A 22,338-nucleotide genomic window follows, 5' to 3' on the forward strand; every position below is an offset into this window, starting at 1 on the left:
CACCCGGGCCGAGATGTCGGTCAAGCTCTCCGCCTTCGGGCAGGCCCTGCCCGGCGGCCACGAGCTGGCCCTGAAGAACGTCACCCCGGTCGTCGCGAACGCCGCATCGCCGCGCTCGCCGCCGACGGCCGCACCAACGCCGAGATCGGCGCCCTGCTGCACCTCGCCCGCCGCACCGTGGAGACCCACCTGACCAGCACCTACCGCAAACTGGGCATACAACGCCGCACCGCGCTGCGGGAGGCCCTGGACGGCGACGGCATCGGGGATTCCGACGACCGGCATGCGGGTTAGGGGTTCCTCGCCCAGTCGACGATGGTGTCCCAGTAGTGCTTGGCGATCGCGGAGCGGACGGCCTTGAGGTCGGGGCCGTTACCCACGACGGACCAGGTGCCGCCGCCCTCGACCTTGTCCGCGATCTGCTCCCGGAGCGGCGAGTCCAGGTGGTCCCGGATCAGCCGGAAGTCGGCATCGCTCAGGTCGGCCTTCGCCTCGTTCCCGGCCATCTGCGCCAGCACGTCGGGGATCCCCCGGCTGCCCGTCAGGCTCGTCACCAGGACCACGAAACGGGTGAAGTCCTCGCGCTGCTTGAAGTTGAGGTACAGCTTGTCGGCGTCGAAGCCCATGCGGCCCTGCATGGTACGGATGGAATCGGCGATCGCCGTGCGCATCCCCTGGCCCAGTTCCAGCCGGCGCATGGCGGTGTCGATGTAGCCGAGGAACGACTCCAGGTGGATCCGCTCCTCCACGGGGATCGGGTCGGCCGCCGTGTCCTTGCGGTTCTTGTCGGCGCGCAGCGCGCCGGTGGGATCGAGGGCGGCACCGATCGGGCGGGGACCCTGGCGGTTCTCGGTGGGGCGGAAATTGATGTTGTCGATGTCCGCGTGACCGGCCTCGTTCAGTTGCCGGTTGAAGTGCGGCTTCATCTTGTGCGGGCGCTCGTGGAGGTCGGCCTCCACCTTCCCGGGGCTGTGCTTCAGGCTGGTGAGCATGGCCGGCAGCGAATTCTCGATGGTGAGGTGATCGTTGGTCCGCTGGTTCCCGCCCTTGCCGGGCCCGGGCATCAGGTCGTAGGAGTAGTGCGCGAAGGCGACGGGTGAGGTGTCGAAGTCCATCACCTGCGCCCCGTTGCGCTCCTGTGTCTTCGTGTTGCCGGGCAGGTCGCCCGGGTCCAGGTCCAGGGGCAGTCGCTCGCCCGCGCGGACCGTCCCCAGCAGGGTGTAGTCCCGCCACAGGGTCGCCTCGTCCACGGTGACCGTGTCCCGCTTCGACTTCTGTACCCGGTAGTGGTCGCCGTGAAAGGTGAGCCGGCCGCGGGACCCGTCCCCGGCCGCCACCACGACCTGGCTGCCCGCCTTCAACGCGTCGGTGATGCGGGTGCGTTGCGCTCCGGCGATCGCGCGCTGCACGACGGGTTCCGCGGTCCCTCCGCCCCGCGTCGCCGCCGCGCCCTCCGCGCGCTGTACCGGTGCCGGGCCCGCCAGGGCGCGGGTCGCGTTGGCCTCGGCGGCGCGCTCGTACGCGTCGGACGGGTCGCTGACGCGCAGCCCGTCCCCGCGGTCGGTGCCGGCGACAGGCCCCTGGCGTTGCTGGATGACGTGGGTCAGCTCATGGGCGAGCGTGTGCCGGTCGGTGCCGCCGGCGCCGAGGACGATGTGCTCGCCGGAGGTGTACGCGCGGGCGCCGACCTCGGCCGCCGAACGCTGCGCGACCCCGTCGCTGTGCAGCCGTACGGTGGAGAAGTCCGCGCCGAGCCGGGCCTCCATGTCGCCGCGTACCTCGTCGTCGAGCGGCCGGCCCTGGCTGCGGAGCACGTCGTGCACGGCGGACCGCTGCACGGGGGCCGGGTCCGCGGTCCCGGCCAGTGCGGCCGTCACCGCGGTGTTGCCCGCGGCCCGTTGCAGCGCGGTGATGTCCCCCGCGGTGGGCCGCCCGCCCCGGCCGGTGAGCGCCGCCACCGACCGGGCGAGGCCGGGCCCCGCCTCCGTACGTGCCCGGGCCGATGCCGGCTCCCGGCGGCCCGTGCCCGGGGCCCGCTGCTGTTCCGTGTCACGCATGGTGGCACCCTCCTGTTCGCCCGGGAGTACTCTCCCCTCCCCCGGGCCTCATGAACTCGACGCCTGCGAGCGGCCGAAGAACTCGATCTCGGCGAAGGAGACCTGGTTGTCGGCGTTGGGCTGGTAAGAGGAGCGCACGACGAACCGTACGGAGCTGACCTCGCCGACGCGGAAGGGGACGCGCTGGGCGCCGCTGGCCTGGTCGAGGGTGAAACTGCGGGTGAGGTGGTGTCCCTTCGAGGTCGTGATGAGGGCCTCGACGCGGTGCGGGAGGGTGGCCTTGGTGAGGTCGGCGGGGCGCGCCGACTTGCCGGGGGTGATCAGCAGGTCGAGCAGGCGGACCGGCTCCTGGAACCGTGCCTCGATCCACTCGCCCTCCCCCGCCTGCGTGACGCCGGGTCCCCACCAGGTGTTGTTGTACTTGTCGAAGACCTTCTCGGGGCCGTGGTGCTGGTAGGAGCGGGACGCCGCGACGGTGTCCGGGCCGACCGGTGCCCGCTTGGCGAAGTGGTCGCGTACGGCGTCCACGGCGGTGCCGACGTTGAACGCGGCGGTCACCACCAGGGCGATCACGAGAGCCCAGGCGATCCAGCTGAGGATGCGGCCGAGGTCCCGGCGGAGGCGCGGACGGGACCCCGCCCAGGGCGCGGGACGGTTGTTGCGGTCCAGTATCCGGCGCCACCAGGGAAGCCGGACCGGGCCGTCCGGGCGGGCGGCGAGCGACATGGCGCAGCGGCGGCAGAAGTGCCGGTCGGGGCGATTGCCGGTGCCGCACCACTGGCAGGGGGGACCACCGTCCTCGTCGGGCGCGCCGACGGGGGCCTGTGCCCGGGGCCGGGCGGCTTCCGGCCGGCCGGGGAGCACCGGTGCCACGGAGGGTGCCGCGTCGGCACGTCCTTCGGGGTCCGCCACGGGCACGAGCAGCGCCCTGGCCCGCTCGTCGGCCGCCGCGGAGTCCGGCTGCTGCCGTTCGACGGGGACGGTCGCGGCGTCCTGGGACGTGGTGGTCCCGGGCGGACTCGAGGGCGTGCCGGACGGGCCCGGAGCGGCCGTGTCCGCCTCCTCCGGGCGAGCGGTCACCTGAGCGTCGCTCTCCTGACGGGCAGTCACCTCACTGGCGCGCTCGGGGTCGGTGTTCGTCGTCGGGGCCGCTGCCGGGCCCGGGCCCGGATTCCAGCCGAGTACCGCGCCGCAGCTGTCGCAGAAGGACTGGCCCGGTGCGGCACGGGTGCCGCACTCGGGGCAGTCCACCGGCCGGCGCCGGGCCTCGCCGGCGTCGGAGCCTGAGCCGGAGCTGCCGTAGCCGGCCGCCCGGCCGTCGTTGGCGGCGGGAGAGGTGGGGTCGGTCACCTGTCCGATGTCCTTTCAACTGCGGTCACCTGGACCGTGTAGGGCATGTGTGCGGGGCGGGCGGCTGCGACGAGCCGCTCCAGCCGGTGTGCGTCGGCCGGGCCCGGGTCGGGGAGCCGGAGTGTGACGTGCAGGCGGGGTCGGCGTTCGCCGGGTACCGGGCCGAGCGGCCGGGCGTTCCAGGTGGCGGCGCCGCTCTCGGTGATCTCCGGTGCCACGCCGAAGGCGAGCCGGATCGCCTCCTCCAGGCCGCGCCGGGTGCCGCGGATGCGGTGCAGATGTACGGCGGCGGCGACCGCGGCCCGCAGCTGTGCCGGGTCCTCCGGGAGGTCCGAGCCGCCGTCGGGCGCGGCGCCGACCCACTCGCCGAGCCAGCGGGTGAAGTCGGCCGGGGCGAGTGAGGGGGTGAAGTAGGCGTCCAGGCAGTCCAGGACGTTGTGGATGGGAGCGAGTACCTCGTCGAGCCCGGCGACGAAGCGCTGGGCCAGATCGTCCTCGGCGAAGACGGCGGGCAGCATGGCGCCCAGCGGCGCGGAGGAGCCCAGGCCGTCGATCGACCCCCTCATGACGCGTCCCCGATCACTCGTACGCGGTGGTCGAAGGAGAAGACCAGCGCCGAGGGGTCCAGGTCGATCCGGTCGGTGGCGTCGCCGCGCTTGCCGGTGAGCGGGTCGGCGGGGTGCAGCAGTACTTCGTCGACGAGTTCGACGCCGGGCACCCGCTGCAGGACCGCGAAGACCTCGCCGGCCTGCACCGGCCGCCCGAAGGGCCATCCGGTGCCGTGCGCGCCGCCGGTCAGCGGGTCCAGGTGGCGGTGGAGCGCGTCGTGGGCCTCCCGCCGCACCCGGTCGGTGTCGGTGCCGCGGAAGGCGTGCACGGTCGCGACGACGGTGACGCCCTGGTAGTACGGCGGGCCCACCGCCAGCCGGGTCCCGATCAGCCGCCGGTCGTCGAGGTAACGGGTGATGCGGTCGAGCAGTGCGTCGTTCGGTACGAGCTGTTCGAAGCGGAGCCGGCCGCCCGGGTCGGGCACGGCCTGCGGGATGACGAGGACGCGTACGGCGTGCGCGCCGTGTTCGTCCGGCTCGGCGGCCAGGCAGGTGATGCGGGCCGTCTCGGGCGCCGCGCGGCGGGCCAGTTCCTCGTAGTCGCGCAGGGTGACGGCCCGGTCCTGGGCGCTCAGCGCGATGGGCGCCCGGACCTTGGCCTCCTCCACGGTCTCCCCGTCCACCCCGCCACTGGCCGCCTCGCGGTTGGTGACCTCGGCGACGTACGGGACGGAGTCGCGCAGCACCTGGATGGCGCCGCGGGCGACGTTGCCCGTCCTGCCGCCGCCGGTGCGGTACCGGCGGGCGCGGATGACGGCGCCCTTGGGCGGTACGGCACCGTACTGGCGGAGGGTGCCGTCGGGTTCGCGTACGGCGGGGCCGAAGGCGACCTCGCCGGTGGCGGCGTCGAGGGTGACGTGCCGGTCGTCGGGGCCGGAGGCGGCGAAGTGCCCGACGACCTGCCAGTCGGTCCAGCCGTCGCGCTCGGCGACCTGGAGGTGCAGCGGGGGCGCGTCGCCGACCACCGGTGCGTGGGTGAGGCGCAGCCGGTGCCCCGGCAGCCCGGGGGACTCGCCGAGGAGTTCGTCGCGGACGGTGTCGGCGTGCACGGCGCGGGTGGTGCCGCCGATGGTGAACGCCTCGGCGGAGCGGATGGTGGGCGAGGTGGTGTAGAAGGGCTGGCCCGCGGCGGCTTCGGTGACCCGGCAGCGCAGCCAGCCGGCTTCCCGCCGGCCGGTGCGGGAGAGGACGTGGCCGCCGGGGACGTGCAGGACGACCTCGCCGGGGCGGTTCAGACCGCCGGTGGTGTCACGGTCGACCTCGCAGGCCACCCAGCCGTCCGCGGTCCACGCCTCCCAGGCCAGCGGGGGCTGCCGGGGGTCCACGCCGACGCCGTCGACGCGGCTTCCCAGGGTCAGTACCACTGCGCAGTGCGGTACGGCGGCGCTGAGCCCGAACAGCATCCGGTCGCCCGGGCGCGGCGACTCGGCGAAGCAGTGCACGTCCTTGCCCTCGACGAGGTCGGAGGTCCGCTCGGTCACCTCAGCGCCGTGCGGCTGGACCACGAGATAGGACAACTCGCTCGGCACGACCGTCAGTTCGGCCTCGGTGGCGAAGACGGCCGCTTCCTCGCTCTCGGTGCGCGCGGTGGCGACCTCGGTCCCGACGGCCAGCCGTACGGGCTGCTCCTGGGGTGCGGAGAGCCAGAACGTCACGTCGGCCCGGGCGGCGGACGGCGGGAAGAGCGTGATGCCGAGCAGGTCGAGGAAGGCCAGGTGGTTCTTCTCCGGCACCCGGTTGAGCCGGTAGACGACCTGGTCGGCCATGTGCGCGACGGTCTCGACGAGCGTGACGCCGGGGTCGGAGACGTTGTGGTCGGTCCACTCCGGGGCGCGCTGCTGGATGTAGCGCTTGGCGTCGTCGACGAACTGCTGGAAACGCCGGTCGTCGAGGTTCGGGGAGGGCAGGGCCATCAGCGGTCGCTTCCAATGTGCTCGTCGGGCGTACGGGAAAGAGGGTCGGGGCCGCCGGGCGGGCCGGCGGAGGGGGAGCCGGCCGGCTCGTCGTGCGAGGGAATGACGTAGAACGGGAAGACCAGGCTGCGCGGGTTGTTGGTGCCGCGTACCGCGTAGCGCACGTCGATGTAGAGCACGCCCTGGTCGTCGCCGGCCGTCACGGTGACGTCGTCCACCTCGATGCGCGGCTCCCAGCGGTCCAGGCTGGCGTACACCTCGTGCTGAATGCGGCCCGCCGTGGCCTCGTTGACCGGTGCGAACACCATGTCGTGGATGGCGCAGCCGAACTCGGGGCGCATCGGGCGCTCGCCCGGTGCGGTGGCCAGCACCAGCCGCATGGCCTCCTCGACCTCGCGCTCCCCGCTGACCAGGGCGATGCCGCCCGTGGGGCTGATGCGCAGCGGGAACGACCAGCCGGACCCGACGAACTGATCGGCCATCAGTGGGCCACCTGCCTTCTCTGTTCCGTGCCGTACCGGGTGATCCGCTCGGCCGTCACGGGATCGGGTACGGCTTGTTGTTGACCAGCACGACGCCCTGGAGCAGCAGCGTGGCGGCGCGGATGCCGACGTTGGCGACGGAGTTGACCTGGATCGTGCCGCCGGCGCTGACCGTCGCGGCGCCCACCGCCTTCAGGCTCAGCGCGCCCATCGCGTCCACGTTGACCGCACCGGCGAGGGACTTGAGGTTGACCAGCCCCCGGCCCTGGATGTTGAGCATGCCGCCGCTCTTGATGGTCAGATTGCGGCGGGCGCTCAGGTTCAGGTCCGTGCCCGCCTCGACGGACACCGAACGGCTGCCCTTGATGGTGACGCTGCCGGAGCTGTTGATGGTGATCTCGGTGCCCGTACGGTCCAGATTGACCGTCAGCTTGTCGTCCCCGGTGCTCAGCCGTACGCCGCGCTTGCCGCCGGTGCGCTGGTCGAGCAGGTCGATGCGGTTACCACTGCGGTCGGCGACGGTACGCCGGGTGATGGTGCCCTTCGTGGCGTCGTACAGCGGCACGTCCACCGGATCCGGCTTGTCCCGCCCGTTGTAGAGTCCGCCGATCACATACGGATGGTCCAGAGTTCCCCGGTCGAACGCGACCAGCACCTCGTCACCCACGTCCGGCGTGATCACGCCCCCGCCCTTCACGCCGCCGAACTGCACGGTCCGCGCCCAGTCGCTGGTGTACTTGTCGTCCAGCCAGGGGAAGCGCAGCTTGACCCGCCCCTGCTTGAGCGGGTCCTTGACGTCGGTGACCAGCGCGTTGGCGACGCTCGGCAGTCGTGGCTGCACGCTCGTGCCGCCCGAGGCCAGGCCGTACAGAGAACGCCACTGCCGGCCGCTGACGGTCAGCAGGGTCTCGTAGTGCCGGCCGTCGCCGAAGGAGTGCCGGGCGGCGGTCACCGTGTACTTGCCCTCGAAGGGCGCCCCCACGTCCGCGAGCGCGACCGGGACGCCGGGCCGCAGCTTGGGGTTGCCGCGTACCGTCACCTCCAGTTCGGCGAAGGCGCCGGTCACGTCGTCGGCGAGCGCCTCGGCCGCGTACCGGACCTGGGCCTGGGTGTCGAGCGGGGTGTCGGTCTCCACCAGCGTGGCGGCGCCGAACGCGCTGGAGGCCCGGCCCGGCGTCGTCCCGATGGCCACGCCCGGCGTGGTGGCGGCCGTGGCCCGGCCGACCAGGTCGCGCTTGGTCGTCACGTCCCAGCCGCGCGCCTGCACCGAACTCACCTGGTCGGCGGAGGTGACCGCGGCCCGGCAGCGCAGGATGTCCATGCCCGCCTCCAGGACGAAGGGGCTCTTCTCGCTCGGCGTGCTCACCGGGGGCGCGCCGGAGGCCGGATCGGGCCGGAGGAACTGGAGCTTGCCCTTGGGGCTCAGCGACAGCACCCGCTCGCTCTCGTCCGCCAGCCGGCACACGAAGTCCCAGTCGGTGACGTTGGCCTGGGTGAGGAACTCGTACTTGGCGGTGGTGCCGTCGATCCGGCCGACCGGTACCCGGTCCTGGCCGGCCAGCTTCCGGACGATGTCGGAGGCGGTCATGGAGCGGTAACCGGCGACCCGGCGCTGGCGCAGCATCCGGTGGCCCAGGTCGTAACCCCGTACGACGGTGAACGTCCCGGTCCCGTCGTAGTCCGTCTCCAGCCCCGTCACCTCACCCGTGAGCAGCGGGGACTGGGCCCCCTGCCCGTCGGCCACCGGCGCCAGCACGACCTCCGTCCCGATCGTGATGCCCGCCTCACCGAGCAGCTTCCGCTTCGGGTCGCGGAAGGTGAGCTGGAAGGCTCCGGGCACCCCGGCACCGAAGTCGACCCAGCCACCGACGAGCAGCCGGGCGAGCTCCGGCCTCAGCGGCGCGCCGCCGACCTTGACGTGGAAGACGTTGGAGTAGCCGATCTGCGTCATCAGGAGCCGACCTCTTCAGCGGCGGGGAGCATCAGTTCGGTCCCCGGCCGCAGCTGTGCGGGATTGTCGATGTCGTTGGCCTCGGCGATGGTGCGCCAGGCGGTGGCGTCGCCGTACTCCCGCCAGGCGAGGAACTGCAGCGAGTCGCCCGCCACCACGCGGTGCACCCGGCGCGCGGTGAGCGCGCCGGAGGTGGGGTTCTGGCCGGAGGTCCGGCTCGGGATCTCGTGCAGGTGCACCTGGCAGGTGGCCCGGATGGGCACGCCGGTGGTGCCGAAGAGGGTGTACGAGGCCTCGACGGCGCTGACGTACGCGGTGAAGCGGGCAGTGGAGAACGACCCCCACTCGAACACCACCCACGGCGTCGACGGCTGCTTCGCCGCGATGCTGGCCGAGGTCACCTCGCAGCAGGAGAACAGCGCCTCGACGTTCTTCCGCACATCGTTGCTGTCCGGATTCCCGGACCGGTCCAGGAACACCTCCACCGTCATCTCACGGGGCGCGGACCCCATGAACTCCGGGAGCGCGCCGTCGCGTACGGCGGCGGTCGGCGTCGTCTTCCACTCGGCGCGGCGGCTCAGCGCGAGCTGCCCCGGATTGAAGTCGAAACTGAAGGTGCTGATCAGACCGCCGGGCTTGGTGCTGTACCCAAGGGGCGGCTGGTGGATGGCGAGCGTGGCCCGCACCAGGCTCTTGCCCGCACCGCCCTTTCCCCTGCCGGCCATCTACGCCGCCCCCGCGTCCGTGAAGCCGTGGTGCGCGATCTCCAGCGTTTCGGTGGCCACGGCCGGGCTGGCCGGGTCCAGGGAGGGCCCGCGCCAGCTGACCGGCAGCACGTCGAGCAGCCCCCACCGCGCGACGACCGAGCCGTCCGCGCGCAGCGCCGCGATCTGCGCGGTGGGGCGCACCGCGCCGCTGGTGACGGAGGAGATCCACGCGGCCACCTTGGCGGTGTCCGGGGTGAGCGGCCGGGTCAGCGTGATGTGCGAAAAGCTCACGCGGGAGGGCAGTTGCCACACAAACCCGTTGTTGCCGCCCTCCTGCCGCTGCTCGATCTCCACCTGCGAGGAAAGCCCCTCGCATCCGTTGAAGTCGCCCAGACTCTCCCCGTCGATGGTCAGGTTGAAGAAGATGGTGGAGCCCGGATCCTGGTCCTGAGGCATCGGGTGGGCCTGGCCTTCCTGGTGCTGCGTACTGCTTGGCGCTTGCTGTTTTGCGGGTTATGCGGGTGGGGCGGTGCGGGGCGGTGGTCATCGGCGGGGGTCGCGCAGCCTGCCGATCCGTTCGCGGTCGAGCCGTAGTTCGGTGCGCAGCAGCCGGGTCAGCGGGCCGATGAGCCGATGCGTCAACTCGTCCACCTGCCCGTCCGACAGCTCCCGGGGGTCGAACCCACCGGACCGCGCCCCCGCGCCCCCGCCCTTGCCCGACCCGCCCTGCCGCACGTCCCGCCCACGGGCCGCCCGCTGGACGACGGCGGGAGACTGGGGCGCGGGTGGCGGTGGCGGGGCGGGCGGGGTGTTCTGTACGGGAGGGGGTGGCGGTGCGGGTGCGGGTACCGGTGCCGGTGCCCGCTGTACCGGAGGTGGTGGCGGTGTCGGTGCCGGTGTCCGCTGTACCGGCGGTGTGACGAGCGGGGTGGCCGGTCGCGGCGCGGACGGACGCACGGTCGGCGTCACCGAAGGCGTCACCGCCGGCGTTGCGGACGCCCGCTGTACGGGGAGCTGCACGGACGGCGCCGAAGCCGGCGCTGCCAGCGGCACGGCGGCCCGGTCGCGGTCAGCGGTACGGGCAGCGGTACGGGCAGCGGTACGGGCACGGTCACCCCGCGGCTGTGCCGGGCGCGTGTCCGGCGTACGCATGGTGGGCGTAGCCGCGGTCGTGGGCGTGGGCGCGGTCGCGGTCGTGGGCGCGCTCGTGGGCGTGGCCGCAGTCGCGGTCGTGGGCGCGGCGGGCGGCGCTGTCAGACGCTGGGCCTGCGTGGGAGGCGTGACAGCACGCTGGACTGTGTCCCCGGGGCCGCCTGATCCGGCAGCCGCACCGGTCCTGACGGTCTTGGTGGCCTTCCCTGTCCCTGTGGTACTCCCCGGGCTGACGCGTCGCAGCGCCACCGGCTTCGGACCGCTCTGCGGGGCGGGCGCGGTAGGCGTCACCGGCGCCTCGACATCGGACCGAGCCGGGCGCACCAGCGGTGCCCCCAGCCCTGACACCGGCCGCTGCCGAGCAGCCGTTCGCCCACCGTCCCGCTTCGCGGGAGCGGGCGCGGGAGCGGGAGCAGCCGTGGACACGGGAGCGGGCGCGGGAGCAGGGGACGTGGCAGCCAGTCGCTGGACGACCGGCCGGTCACCGGCTTCGGCGCGTGGCTGTGGCTTCGCCGCTGCGGGCGGTGCCGACACCGGGGCGCCGAGTCCAGGACGGCGTACCGGAGCCGAGGTCGAGGCCGGGGCCGGGGCCGAGGTCGTCGGAGCAGCCGGAGACGCTACAACTGCCGCCGTGGACGCGGAGGTCGCAGCGGCGGGGGGCGTCGGGCCGACGGGAGCAGCCGGACCGGTGGGAGAAGCCGGGACGGTGGGCGATACCGAAGCGGTGACGGCTCCTGGCGTCTCGCCGCCATCGGCCTTGACGGGGGCGCCGAGCCCGGCGGGCCTGCCCGACCGGCCAGGCCTGACAGGACCCATCGGCCCAGCAGCCGGTGCCGGCCGAACCGGCTGAACCGGCCGAGCGGCATCAGCGGGCCCAGCCGGGCGAACGATCTCACCCGGCTGAGACGAACGAGCCCGCTGTACCGGCTGAACCGGCTCAACCGGCCGTTCCGACCGGGCCGTCGCGGGCCGCTGAACGGGAGTGACGGCCTGCTCCGGCACGCTCGCCGACGCGCTGCGCTCCGCAGACCGCTCCGCAGAGCGCTGCACGGGACCGACAGGCGCCGACGACAACGGTACGGCCGCCTCTCCCGGCGGGACCGACACAGCCGTCCGTACCTGCGGTGTCGGTGGCACGGGTACGGACGTCTGCCGCGGCGGTACCGGAGCGGACTCCTCAGCGACCACACTTTCCTGCGAAGCGACCGCGGCGACTGCGGCGACCGCAGCGGCCGGAACAGCCGCCTCAGCCACCTCGGTTGCGGCAGCAGGCTGCCGCACCGGCTCAGGCGCCGGCTCGCTCGCCGTCCTCCGCACCGGCAACGCGGTCGGCAACGTCCTGCGCTGCACAGTGCCGGGAACCGACGCCTTGGTCAACGATGGCTTGGCAACCGCCGCGGCCTCTCGGGACTCCGCGGCCGTCGTGACAGCCGCAGCCGCTGAAGCGCCTACAGGCCGAGAAGCCGCCACAGGCCGCGAGACGTCCACGGACCGCGAACCCGCGACCGGCCTCGTCCCCGCCACAGGCAACGAAGCCGCCACAGGCATCGAAGCCGACTCGGGCATCGGCCCCGACTCGGGCATCGGGCCCGCTCCAGGCGTCGGTGCCGCTTCAGGCGCCGAAGCCGTCGTGCCCGGCCCGGACACCGCAGGCGGCGTCGCGCCCGTCGCAGCGCGACGAGCCGCAGCGCGAGGAGCCGCAGCGACCACCGGTACGACCCGCGGCCCCCGCGCCCGCTGAACCGAGGGGGACCCACCGGACAGCAAGGGCGAGGCAGAGGGCGAGGCGGAGGGAGAAGGAGAGGGAGAGGCAGAGGGCGCACCGGTCACTCCGGCCTCGCCTGCCGCCCCGGCCCCAGCTACGAGCCCGTGCCCGTGTTCATACCCGTGCCCGTGCCCATGCCCGTACGCCTCACCCTGCGCGTCCTCGGCCCGTACCACCGGGAGGGACAGCGCCGGGTCGCCGAGGCCCCGGACGGACGTCGTCGCGGGGGTCAGGGCGTCCCGGATCAGTCCGGCCGGCGCGCTGTCGAGTACGGCGTGCGAAAGCGTGCCCATGAACGCAGGGCTCTGGAAGGACGCCAGCGACGCGGAGAAGTCGGCCGAAGCCACCGTGTGCCGCGCCGGATGCGCCACCGCGCGCTGGATCGGCGGCAGCCCGGCAGGGCCCGTCGCACCGACGGACCCGGACCCGGACACCGGCCCGGCAGCGGCCACAGCCCCAGCACCGGGGCCAGCGCCCGTACCCGCATCGATCCCCGCCACATCGCCCCGGCCCCGCCGGAACCGGTCGAGCATTCCCATTACCGCTCCGCCTCCGCGCGGGTCACCAGCGTCGCGATCTGCTCTACGTACCGGCGCCGGTCGCGGTGTTCGAGGTCCAGGATCTCCTCCAGGCTCCAGTGGAAGTGGTAGGCGATGTACGCGATCTCCTCATGCATGCGGTCGGTCGCGTACGTCACGATTCCCCCAGGCGGCTCCCGCCGAGTTCGACCTCGAACGGCTGCTCGCAGTGCGGACACGACACCCCGGCCCGCGTGTGGCCCTCGGCGTTGATCTGCCGGTAGAAGTCCTGCAGGAAGGCGAGGTCGGAGGCGAACATGTTCTCCACCACGCCGTCGTGCACCAGCGGCAGCGAGCCCAGCCGGGTGATCACCCGGCCGAGCAGCACCACCGACAGATAGGCCGGGTTCTCCTGAACCCGCAGATCCCGCAGCGGTACCAGTTCGTCCTTGGCGGTCGCTAGGCGCATCACCCCGTCCCGGTGGACGGTCCCCGACTCGTCGACGTAGCCGCGCGGCAGCTCGAAGGCGAACTCGGTGCTCAGGCTGCGCCGCTGCGGCGCCGCGGGGGCGGCCGCGGGCGGGGGCGCGATTCCGGTGGCCGCGGCCCCGGTTTCCGGACCGGCTTCCGGCCCGTCTTCGGGACCGGCAGCCGGCGCCGCCGCGGCGGGCGACCTGGGAGCGGTACGGCGCATTACTCGATGACCAGTTCTTCGAACGTGATGGTCACGGTCTCGGTGAGCGCGGACGCCTCGCCGGCCTTCACCGTGCTGGTGTCGACCTTGCTGCACCAGGCGTTGCGCATGTTGTACCGCTTGACCGGGTTGTTCTGATAGTCCATCACCATGATGGTGGCGTTCTTGCGGGCCGTGCTCATGACCCCGGCCACCGACTCGGTGATCCACTGGTTGAAGGCCGCGGACTGGGTCATGCCGCGTACGACCGTGCAGGTGCCCGCCTTCTTCACGCCGGGCAGCTTCTTCGTGACGGGCTTGCCCTGCGCGGAGACCTGCTGGTACTCGATGACGTCCTGCTCGATGGTCAGGCCGTTGACCTCCTGGAGGTACTCGACCATCACGCCGTCGATCTGGAGGCCGAAATTATGTGAGGTGAGGGCGTCACCCGGCTGGAGACTCATGGGTCGTCCGGTGTCCTTTGCTGATTACTGATCGTGCGGAGAAGAGGTGCGGAGGGGAGACAGGGGCTGTTACTCCTCCAGCTCGCCGCTGCCGCTGGAGAACTGGGCCAGTCGGAAGATCACGAACTCCGCCGGCTTGACGGGCGCGATGCCGATCTCGCAGATGACCCGCCCGAGGTCCACCGACTCCTGGGGGTTGGTCTCGGCGTCACACTTGACGTAGAACGCCTCCTCCGGCCGGGAGCCGAAGAGCGCGCCCTCGCGCCACTCGGTGACGAGGAAGGCGGAGACGTTGCGCCGGATCCGCGCCCACAGCTGCTGGTCGTTCGGCTCGAACACCACCCACTGGGTGCCGATCAGGATCGACTCCTCCAGGTAGTTGAAGTACCGACGGATGTTCAGGTAGCGCCAGGCCGGGTCGGAGGCGAGGGTGCGGGCGCCCCAGACGCGGATGCCGCGGCCCGGGAAGGCGCGGATGCAGTTGACGCCGATCGGGTTGAGCAGGTCCTGCTCGCCGCGGGTGATCTGCATCTCCAGGTCGACGGCGCCGCGGACGATCTCGTTGGCGGGCGCCTTGTGCACGCCGCGCTCGGAGTCGTTGCGGGCCCAGATGCCCGAGATGTGGCCGCTCGGCGGGACGGTGCGCGACTCGCCGGTGGCCGGGTCGAAGACCTTGATCCACGGGTAGTAGAGCGCCGCGTACTTGGAGTCGTAACCGGCGGTCTCCTGGCGCCAGACGCGGATGCCGCGGGCGTTGAGGCCGGGCGGCGGGTCGATGACGGCCACCCGGTCGCCCATCAGCTCGCAGTGCGCGATCAGGCCGAGCTGGACTGCCTTGACGGCTTCCAGGTCGATCGCGCCGCGCTGGTAGGCGGCCATCAGGTCGGGGACGGCCACCATCGAGATCTCGTCGACCGCTTCCAGGCCGCCGAAGCCGGTGCGGTCGGCGGAGTCGCCGAGGTACTGGGCGGGGCCGGGGTGGCTGCCGTCCGCCTCGCCGGCAGCGGGGGCGGCGGCCGGGGCGGGAGCCGGCGCGGGCAGGGCCACGGTCTGGTTCTCGGGGCGGGCCAGCTGCGCGGCGGGGGCCGCCTCCTGCACGGAGATCAGCTGGGAGCGTTCCTTGACCTGGGTGACGACGTAGTTGCGGCCGCCCTTCTTGGCGGTGACGTCGAAGGTCTCGGCGGTCTTGCCGCCGTCCTTGACGATCAGCCGGAACCGCTCGGCGGGACCCTCGCCCTCGGCGTCCGCCACCTCGACACTGAGCCCGTCGCCGCCGCTGCCGGGCGCGAGGGCCGCGACCTTGAACGTACCGAGCGCCTGCGGCTCACCGGGCGGCAGCGCCGCGGGGGTGGTGGTCCGGCCGGCGACGGCGGCCGGTGCCTGCCCGTTCTCGCCGCCCTTCGCCCCGCCGACCCGCACGATGTACGCGGCGGAGCCACCGTTGTTGAAGAAGCCGTAGACGGAGTGCGCGAGGTAGTACCCGTCGGTGAACTCACCGAACTCGGCGACGTACTGAGTCCAGTTGGTGACCAGCGTCGGCTTGTTCAGCGGTCCGCTCGGGGCGAGTCCGACGAAGGCCGCGACGGAGGTGCCCACCCCCTCAATCGGGCGCGAGCCACCGGCCACCTCCTCGACGTAGACGCCCGGCGACAGGTACGACGACATGCTCTGCTCTCCTCGCGATGCTGGACACGATCCGAGATCACCCTCCGGGACGGTCCGCACCCAGGTGAACGTCCTCCGGTTCCTTCTTCAGGGCAGCGCCGGTGCCCTGAAGGACAGCAACCCGATGTCCCTGCCGGCCGTCCCCGGCCGTCCCCGGTGCCGCACGGCCCGCCGGTTGCGTACCAACAGGGCAGAGTGCGGCGCGCGTTCGGGCATCACTCCTGCCCCGTGGCCTCCTGACCTGCGGCCGGGCCCTGCCGTAGCGTCGCGGGCGTGAGCATCTGGACCTCCCTCGAGCCCTCGTCCGCCACCGTGGACCCCGGCAACACGACCTCCGTACGGCTGAGACTCCGCAACACCGGCGACGTCGTCGACGAGTACCGCTTCGTGCCGGTCGGCGACATCGCGCCGTACGTGACCGTGGAACCCGCGACGGTCCGGCTGTACCCGGGCACCACGGGGACCGTGGAACTGACCTTCGCGCCGCCGCGCACCCCCGACGCCACGGCCGGGCCGAATCCGTACGGCGTGCAGGTCATTCCCACCGAACACCCGGACGCCACCACCGTCGTCGAGGGCAACCTCACCATCACGCCCTTCAGCGAGATACGGGCCGAACTGGTCCCGCACACCGTCAAGGGACGGTTCCGGGGGCGCCCGAAGCTGGCCGTGGACAACCTCGGCAACACCAAGCTCACCGCCTCGATCGCGGGCGGCGACCAGGCTGACGAGCTGTCGTACGAGATCAGGCCGGCCAACGTACAGATCGATCCCGGCCGCGCCGCGTTCGTGGACGCCACCCTCAAGCCCCGCCAGATCACCTGGGCGGGCCACAAGCAGCAGCGGCCCTACAACCTCGCCGTGCGGCGCTCGGGCAGCGAACCGATGGCGGTGGACGGCACATACGTACAGCGCAGCGTCTTCCCCTACTGGCTGATGACGGTGCTGGGCCTGCTGCTCGCGCTCACCATTACGGGGCTCATCCTCTGGTTCACCTACCAGCCGGCGGTCAACACCAAGGCCCAGGAGAAGCCCGCGAACGGTGCCGCCGCCACGCTGCCGCCGCCCACGGAAGCCCCCAAGCCCGAGCAGCAGCAGACCGAAGCGCCCGCGGACTCCGGCGGCCAGGAGCAGAAGCCGGCCCCTCCGGCGAATCCGGCCCCCGCCAAGCCCGCCGACGGCGGGCCGGACAACGGCCTGCCGCCGACCCTCACCCGGGTGCTGGTCAAGAACGTGACCAACCAGACGTGCGCCGACATCCCCACTGACCAGGGCCGCCCCGACGGCCCCGTCAACCAGTCGGGGTGCAACAGCGCCACGTCCGACAACCAGCTGTGGAACCTGGACAAGAAGCTCGACCACGGCGGGCCGAACGGGGCGCCCGTCTTCGTCATCCGCAACGACAAGGACGGGCTCTGCATGGACCTGCCCAACTTCGGCGGCGCCCGCCCGGCGACGCGGGTGACGGAGTTCAGGTGCAACGGCACGCCCGACGACAACCAGCTGTGGTGGCTGGACAAGAAGGCCGAGGGCCGGTACTGGATCCGCAACGTCAAGAGCGACAACCAGTGCCTGGACTCGCAGGTGGCGGACAGCCAGGACCGCAACCTGAGCATCTTCCCCTGCGCCGACGAGGCCCACAACAACCACGAGTGGACCTTCCCCACCAGCAGCTGACCGGGTCCCCGTCCGTCAGGTCACCGTGAGGCCGACCTTGGCGGTGGCCGCCGAGCTGGTGCCCACGTAGAGGTCGAACGCGCCCGGCTCCACGGTGAAGTGTCCGCGGCTGTCGTTCGTCCAGAAGCCCAGGTCCTCGGCGCCGAGGCGGAAGCGCACCGTGGTGTGCTTCCCCGGCTCCAGGGTCACCCGGCGGAAGCCGCGGAGCCTGCGGACCGGCTGGGTGAGGGAGGCGGCGCGGTCGTGCACGTAGAGCTGTACGACCTCGTCGCCGGCCCGCTCGCCGGTGTTCCGCACCTCGACCGACACCTCCAGGGTGTCGCCCTTGCGCAGCGCGTCGGCGGCCACGCCCGACCGGCTGAGCTTCGGCTCGCCGAGCGCGAAGTCGGTGTAGCTGAGCCCGAAGCCGAACGGGAACTGCGGGCCGTCGGGCAGGTCCAGGTACTTGGACGTGTACTTGTTGTCCGGGTCGTAGGGACGCCCTGTGGACTCGTGGTTGTAGTGGATCGGGATCTGGCCGACCGTACGGGGGAAGGAGACCGGGAGCTTGCCGCCCGGGTTCACGGTGCCGAAGAGGACGTCCGCGATGGCGTGGCCTGCCTCGATGCCGGGGTGCCAGGCTTCCAGTACGGCGGGCGCCTGTTCCAGCCAATCGCCGAGGGTCAGGGGGCGGCCGTTCACGAGTACCACCACGAACGGCTTGCCGGTGGCCGCGACCGCCTCGACCAGCTTCTCCTGCGCGCCCGGCAGCGAGATGTCGCTGCGCGCCGCGGCCTCGCCGCTGATCGCCGGGGGCTCGCCGACCACGACGACGGTCACCTCGGCGGCCTTGGCGGCGGCGACGGCCTCGGCGATGCCGCTGGTGTCCTTGCCCGCCGCGTCGACGCCCTTCGCGTACGTGACCTTCGCCTTCGGCGCGGCCTTCTTCACCGCGTCCAGCACCTTCACCGCCGGGAACTTCTTCTCGGCGGCCGGGATCACCCAGGTGCCGAGCAGGTCGGCGGAGTCGGCGAAGGGGCCGACGACCGCGATCGAGGAGGCGCTGGCGGAGAGCGGCAGGACGGGCCCGCCCTTGCCGGAGTGCGCGGAGTTCTTCAGCAGGACCATCGAGCGGCTGCCTGCGGCGCGGGCCGCCTTGCGGGCCGCGGCGGACGGCTCCGTGATCTCGTCCTTCTCCTCGACGTAGGGGTGGTCGAAGAGGCCCAGTCGGAACTTCAGCTGCAGGACCCGGTACACCGCGTCGTCCAGCCGGCTCTGCTCCAGCTTGCCGGCGCGCAGCAGCTTCTTGCCGTTCTCGACGAAGTGGGTGCTGGTCATCTCCATGTCGACGCCGGCGTTCAGCGACAGCCGCGCCGCGTCGGCGCCGTCCTCGGCGAAGCCGTGCGCGATCAGCTCCTGCACGCCGGTGAAGTCGCTGACCACCAGCCCGTCGAAGCCCCACTCCCGCTTGAGGATGTCGGTGAGGGTGTGCGGGTTGCCGTGCGCCGGCACGCCGCTGATGGTGTTGAAGGACGCCATGACGGTCGCCACGCCGGCGTCCAGCGCGGCCTTGAACGGCGGCAGGTAGAGGTTGCGCAGCCGGGACTCGGAGACGTCGACCGTGTTGTAGTCACGGCCGCCCTCCGCGCCGCCGTACGCGACGAAGTGCTTGGCACAGGCCGCCATCCGGTCCTTGGCCTGGAGGTCCTTGGGGTCCTTGCCCTGGTACCCGCGTACCTTGGCGGCGGCGAACGCCGAGGTGAGGTAGGGGTCCTCGCCGTTGCCCTCCGCGATGCGGCCCCAGCGCGGCTCGTGGGTGACGTCCATCATCGGGGCGAAGGTCCAGTGCACGCCGCTGGAGCGGGCCTCCTTGGCGGACACCTCGGCGTCCGCTGCGGTGACCTCCGGGTCGAAACTGGCCGCCTGGCCGAGCGGAATGGGGAAGTTGGTCCACATGCCGTGGATCACGTCCAGCCCGAAGACCAGCGGGATGCCGAGCCGGGACTCCTCGACGGCGATCTTCTGCAGGGCGTTGGTGGTCTTCGCGCCGAAGAGGGAGAAGACCGAGCCGAGCATGCCCTTGCGCGCGGCGTCCTCGACCGCCTTGGTCTCGCCGCCGCCGGGGCCGGTGTCCCAGGTCCACGGCAGCTGCTGGAGCTGGCCGAACTTCTCGTCGACCGTCATCCGGCCCATCAGCTGCTTGATCTTCTGATCGTACGGACCGGAGGCGCGGGGAACGCCTCGTGCGGCCGGGGCGGCGGCCTGCGCGTTCCCCGATCCGAGGAGCCCGCCGACAACGGCTGTACCACCGGCCGCACTCAGAAGCGTGCGTCGTCGCATCCCCTGCATGAGTTCACCTTTTCGGCAATGGACAGGCTGCATTGCCTGCCCCGAATTCAGAAGGTGAATGGACGTTAAGTTTTACCTGACTGGCGGGTCAAGAGGCGCGACGCAGCTCCCCGTACCTGTCACTCGTCCGAAAGCTTGAGGTTCGGCACCCGCAGCAGCGCGACGAGGAAGGCCAGCAGGGTCACCGCCGCGCCCGCCAGGAACACGATGCGCATGGCGGCGACGTAGCCCTCCAGGAAGGGCAGCGCCAGGCGCGGGTCCAGGGTGCGCAGGAAGGCGGAGTCCTCCAGGTTCAGGCCGCCGTGCGGGCGCAGCACCCCGCTCAGCGCCCGGGCGTTGCCGGGCTCTTCGGCGAGCCGGCGCAGGGACGGGTGGCGAAACGCCTCGGCGAGCTGCTCGCTGATGCGCGAGCCGGCCAGCGAGAACAGTACGGAGAGGAAGGCCGCGGCGCCGACCGTGCCGCCGTTGGAGCGGAAGAAGTTCACCGAGGCGGTCGCCGCGCCCATGTCCGTACGCGGCACCTCGGACTGGGCCAGCGTCGTCATGGTCTGCATCGCCGCGCCCAGCCCCGCACCCATGAAGAGCATGCCGATCGAGACGTACCACAACGGGCTGTCCACCTGGAGCGTCGCGTACACGAGCATCGCGGCGGTGAAGCAGCCGACGCCCGTGACCAGGTGCACCTTCAGGCGTCCAGTACGGGACATCAGCCGGCCGACCGTCAGTGTGACGGCGACGTTGGCGACCGTGGTGGGCAGCATGGCCAGCCCCGCCGCCATCGGGCTCATGCCCTGGGCGAGTTGGAGGTACAGCGGCAGCGTGGTCATCGCGCCGAACATGCCGATGCCGACGATGAAGTGCAGCAGGGTGCCGAGGCGGAAGCTGCGGACGCGGAAGAGGCGGAGGGGAAGCAGCGCTGCCTCGCCCATGCGCCGCTCGATCAGTACGAAGGCGGCGAGTCCGGCCGCCCCCGTCGCATACAGGGCGAGCGCTGCCGGTGAGGCCCAGCCCCAGCTGCGGCCCTGCTCGGCGATGACGAGGAGGGGGACGACGCCGACGGCGAGGGCGAGCGCGCCGCCGTAGTCCAGGCGGTGCCGTACGGGCTGGTGCGGCACGCGGCGCAGTACGCGCGTGATCACTGCCAGCGCTACCGCGGCCAGCGGCACGTTGATCAGGAAGATCCAGCGCCAGCCGGTGATGCCGAGCACCGTGCCGCTGCCCGCGAACACCCCGCCGACCACCGGCCCGACGATGCTGGACCCGGCGAAGACCGCCATGAACCAGCCCTGGTAGCGGCCTCGTTCGCGCGGCGAGGTGATGTCCGCGATCACGGTCATGGCCAGCGACATCAGGCCGCCGCCACCGAGCCCTTGGACCGCGCGGAACGCGGCGAGCTGGTGGATGGACGCGGCGCATCCGCACAGCAGCGACCCGGCGGCGAAGAGCAGGATCGCGACCAGGTAGACGGGGCGGCGGCCGTGGATGTCGGAGAGCTTGCCGTACAGCGGCGTGGCGATGGTGCCGGTGACGAGGTACGCGGTGGTCACCCACGCCTGGGCGGTCAGTCCGTGCAGGTCGTCGGCGATGGTGCGGAGCGCGGAGGAGACCACGGTCTGGTCGAGCGCGCCGAGGAACATGCCGAGCATCAGGCCGGACATGACGATGACGACTTCGCGGTGGGACAGCCGCGCGGGCGGCCCGGCCTGGCCGGCCGGTCCGCCCGCGGGCTGCTGCTCCTGCTTGCGGAGCGCGTCGGAGGAGGTCACGCGCGCTCTCCGGCGAGCCTCTCCAGGTCGGCCACGGCATTCTCGATCTCCGGCAGGGCCAGCATCTCCAGCCGGGCCCGGCGCGCGGTGGCGGCGGCGCCGGAGTCGGCAAGAACCTGCCGGCAGACCGCGGCGATGCCGTCGGGGGTGCGGTCGGTGATCTGCCGGCCGAGGCCCAGCTCCTCGACGCGCTGTGCGTTGGGGTGCTGGTCGCCGAACTGCGGGAGGACCGCCAGCGGTGTGCCGGTGCGCATCGCTTCACGGATGCTGTTGAAGCCGCCGTGGGTGAGGAAGAGGTCGACGCACTCCAGGAGCAGCGGCTGCGGCAGCCGGTCGGTGACGTGGACGTGCGGCGGCAGCGCCGTGGTGTCGACCGGTACGCCGGAGGTGGCGACGATCACCGTGCACTCCTCCAGCCTGGCCGCGGCCTCGACGATGCTCTGCAGCGTCTTGGCGGGGTCGGGGAACTCGAAGGGCATCTCCGGCAGCTGTTCCCCCTGCTCCTGCCGCTTTTGGATCATGGGCAGCGCGGTGCCGATGGCGGCCCACACCAGCGGCCGGTCGGTGGGCAGTTCGGCGACCCAGTGGGGCAGTACGGAGCTGCGGTCCACGTTCACCGTCTGGCGGTACGCGAGGGGGCCCGGCAGGTGGCGGGCGAAGGAGAAGTCCGCCGGTACGTAGTCGACGCGCCCGTGTTGGACGATCGACAGCGGGTCCTCCTGGGCGGGCAGCCCGAGCTCGGCGCGCAGGGCGTTCAGGCCGGGGTGGATCTCCGCCGGGTCGACGACGTTGCTCGCGCCGGAGGGCGTGGGCAGCTGAGGGATGCCCAGTTCCTCGGCGATGAGGCAGGAGCTGAGGTCCATGCCGTCGCGCAGGATGAGGTGGGGGCGGAATTCCAGTGCCATGGGGCGCAGCGACTCGCGGAGCCGCTTGGCCATCGGGCCGGACAGGACCCGGACCATGAAGCGCATCATGGCGGCCTGCTGCTGTTCCGGGCCCAGTTCGGTCGTGTCCGCGGTTCCGGCCAGGTCCTGTGCCGGGTCGGCGAACGCCTGCGGCGAGAATTCCGGCAGGCAGGACACGACGTGCAGGTCGTCGTGGCGGAAGAGCGGGGCGAGCTCCTCGTTGGTCGCGACGCGTACCTCGTGTCCCGCTGCCGCGAGGGCCCGCAGCAGGGGCAGCTGGGCGCGGCCGTGCGAGGGACTTCCGAGGGTGGTGCACAAGACTCGCATGAAACGGGGCCTTTCGGTCGTCTGTGGTGG

At 72.3% G+C, this 22,338-nt stretch carries 17 protein-coding genes and 1 pseudogene; 3 read left to right on the plus strand and 15 right to left on the minus strand.

The window, feature by feature from the left end:
• Together ABT381_RS15250 and ABT381_RS15255 are read left to right on the plus strand one after the other, a co-directional pair.
• Positions 1-109, plus strand: a pseudogene (locus tag ABT381_RS15250) (proline dehydrogenase family protein); the annotation flags it as partial.
• Between the two features lie 35 nt (positions 110-144).
• Positions 145-294, plus strand: coding sequence for a LuxR C-terminal-related transcriptional regulator (locus tag ABT381_RS15255; RefSeq protein WP_502965707.1), 150 nt, complete (start codon positions 145-147; stop codon positions 292-294).
• Here the strand turns inward: ABT381_RS15255 and ABT381_RS15260 are convergent.
• The 12 genes from ABT381_RS15260 to ABT381_RS15315 all read right to left on the minus strand — a co-directional run bounded on the left by ABT381_RS15260 (position 291) and on the right by ABT381_RS15315 (position 15,305).
• Positions 291-2,057: an eCIS core domain-containing protein gene (locus ABT381_RS15260; RefSeq protein WP_351593308.1), complete on the minus strand. Its 1,767-nt coding sequence runs from the start codon at positions 2,055-2,057 to the stop codon at positions 291-293. The genes ABT381_RS15255 and ABT381_RS15260 overlap by 4 nt on opposite strands.
• A 48-nt stretch (positions 2,058-2,105) precedes the next feature.
• On the minus strand, positions 2,106-3,407 hold the full coding sequence (locus ABT381_RS15265; RefSeq protein WP_351593311.1) for a zinc ribbon domain-containing protein: 1,302 nt from the start codon (positions 3,405-3,407) through the stop codon (positions 2,106-2,108).
• A complete protein-coding gene (locus tag ABT381_RS15270; RefSeq protein ID WP_351593314.1) occupies positions 3,404-3,973 on the minus strand; it encodes a phage tail protein in 570 nt (189 codons plus the stop codon). Before ABT381_RS15270 ends, ABT381_RS15265 begins: the two co-directional genes overlap by 4 nt.
• Positions 3,970-5,928, minus strand: a complete 1,959-nt coding sequence (locus ABT381_RS15275; RefSeq protein WP_351593317.1) for a putative baseplate assembly protein — start codon at positions 5,926-5,928, stop codon at positions 3,970-3,972. The genes ABT381_RS15270 and ABT381_RS15275 overlap by 4 nt, the downstream gene beginning before the upstream one ends.
• On the minus strand, positions 5,928-6,410 hold the full coding sequence (locus tag ABT381_RS15280; RefSeq protein WP_351593320.1) for a GPW/gp25 family protein: 483 nt from the start codon (positions 6,408-6,410) through the stop codon (positions 5,928-5,930). Before ABT381_RS15280 ends, ABT381_RS15275 begins: the two co-directional genes overlap by 1 nt.
• Before the next feature lie 55 nt (positions 6,411-6,465).
• Positions 6,466-8,361: a VgrG-related protein gene (locus ABT381_RS15285; RefSeq protein WP_351593322.1), complete on the minus strand. Its 1,896-nt coding sequence runs from the start codon at positions 8,359-8,361 to the stop codon at positions 6,466-6,468.
• On the minus strand, positions 8,361-9,086 hold the full coding sequence (locus tag ABT381_RS15290; RefSeq protein ID WP_351593324.1) for a CIS tube protein: 726 nt from the start codon (positions 9,084-9,086) through the stop codon (positions 8,361-8,363). The genes ABT381_RS15285 and ABT381_RS15290 overlap by 1 nt, the downstream gene beginning before the upstream one ends.
• On the minus strand, positions 9,087-9,524 hold the full coding sequence (locus ABT381_RS15295) for a phage tail protein (protein ID WP_351593326.1): 438 nt from the start codon (positions 9,522-9,524) through the stop codon (positions 9,087-9,089). It lies immediately after the preceding gene.
• Between the two features lie 2,999 nt (positions 9,525-12,523).
• On the minus strand, positions 12,524-12,682 hold the full coding sequence (locus ABT381_RS15300; RefSeq protein WP_351593329.1) for a DUF6760 family protein: 159 nt from the start codon (positions 12,680-12,682) through the stop codon (positions 12,524-12,526).
• Positions 12,679-13,197 carry a hypothetical protein gene (locus ABT381_RS15305; RefSeq protein WP_351593332.1) on the minus strand — a complete coding sequence of 173 codons (519 nt, stop codon included), beginning with the start codon at positions 13,195-13,197 and terminating at the stop codon, positions 12,679-12,681. Before ABT381_RS15305 ends, ABT381_RS15300 begins: the two co-directional genes overlap by 4 nt.
• Positions 13,197-13,640 carry a phage tail protein gene (locus tag ABT381_RS15310; RefSeq protein ID WP_351593335.1) on the minus strand — a complete coding sequence of 148 codons (444 nt, stop codon included), beginning with the start codon at positions 13,638-13,640 and terminating at the stop codon, positions 13,197-13,199. Before ABT381_RS15310 ends, ABT381_RS15305 begins: the two co-directional genes overlap by 1 nt.
• 69 nt (positions 13,641-13,709) lie before the next feature.
• The gene (locus ABT381_RS15315) at positions 13,710-15,305 is read right to left on the minus strand and encodes a phage tail sheath family protein (protein WP_351593338.1); all 1,596 of its coding nucleotides are present in this window, start codon (positions 15,303-15,305) and stop codon (positions 13,710-13,712) included.
• A gap of 273 nt (positions 15,306-15,578) precedes the next feature.
• Between ABT381_RS15315 and ABT381_RS15320 the strand changes: the two genes are divergently transcribed.
• On the plus strand, positions 15,579-16,982 hold the full coding sequence (locus ABT381_RS15320; RefSeq protein WP_351593341.1) for an RICIN domain-containing protein: 1,404 nt from the start codon (positions 15,579-15,581) through the stop codon (positions 16,980-16,982).
• Between the two features lie 15 nt (positions 16,983-16,997).
• Here the strand turns inward: ABT381_RS15320 and bglX are convergent, their stop codons facing one another.
• The 3 genes from bglX to ABT381_RS15335 all read right to left on the minus strand — a co-directional run bounded on the left by bglX (position 16,998) and on the right by ABT381_RS15335 (position 22,308).
• Positions 16,998-19,310, minus strand: a complete 2,313-nt coding sequence (gene bglX / locus ABT381_RS15325; RefSeq protein WP_351593344.1) for a beta-glucosidase BglX — start codon at positions 19,308-19,310, stop codon at positions 16,998-17,000.
• A 119-nt stretch (positions 19,311-19,429) separates the two neighbouring features.
• Complete coding sequence (locus tag ABT381_RS15330) at positions 19,430-21,076, minus strand: MDR family MFS transporter (RefSeq protein ID WP_351593347.1); 1,647 nt, start codon at positions 21,074-21,076, stop codon at positions 19,430-19,432.
• Positions 21,073-22,308, minus strand: a complete 1,236-nt coding sequence (locus tag ABT381_RS15335) for a glycosyltransferase (RefSeq protein ID WP_351593350.1) — start codon at positions 22,306-22,308, stop codon at positions 21,073-21,075. Before ABT381_RS15335 ends, ABT381_RS15330 begins: the two co-directional genes overlap by 4 nt.
• Between the last annotated feature and the right edge of the window lie 30 nt (positions 22,309-22,338).

The sequence above is a fragment of the Streptomyces sp. NPDC000151 genome (assembly GCF_040301705.1).
Classification (GTDB): domain Bacteria; phylum Actinomycetota; class Actinomycetes; order Streptomycetales; family Streptomycetaceae; genus Streptomyces.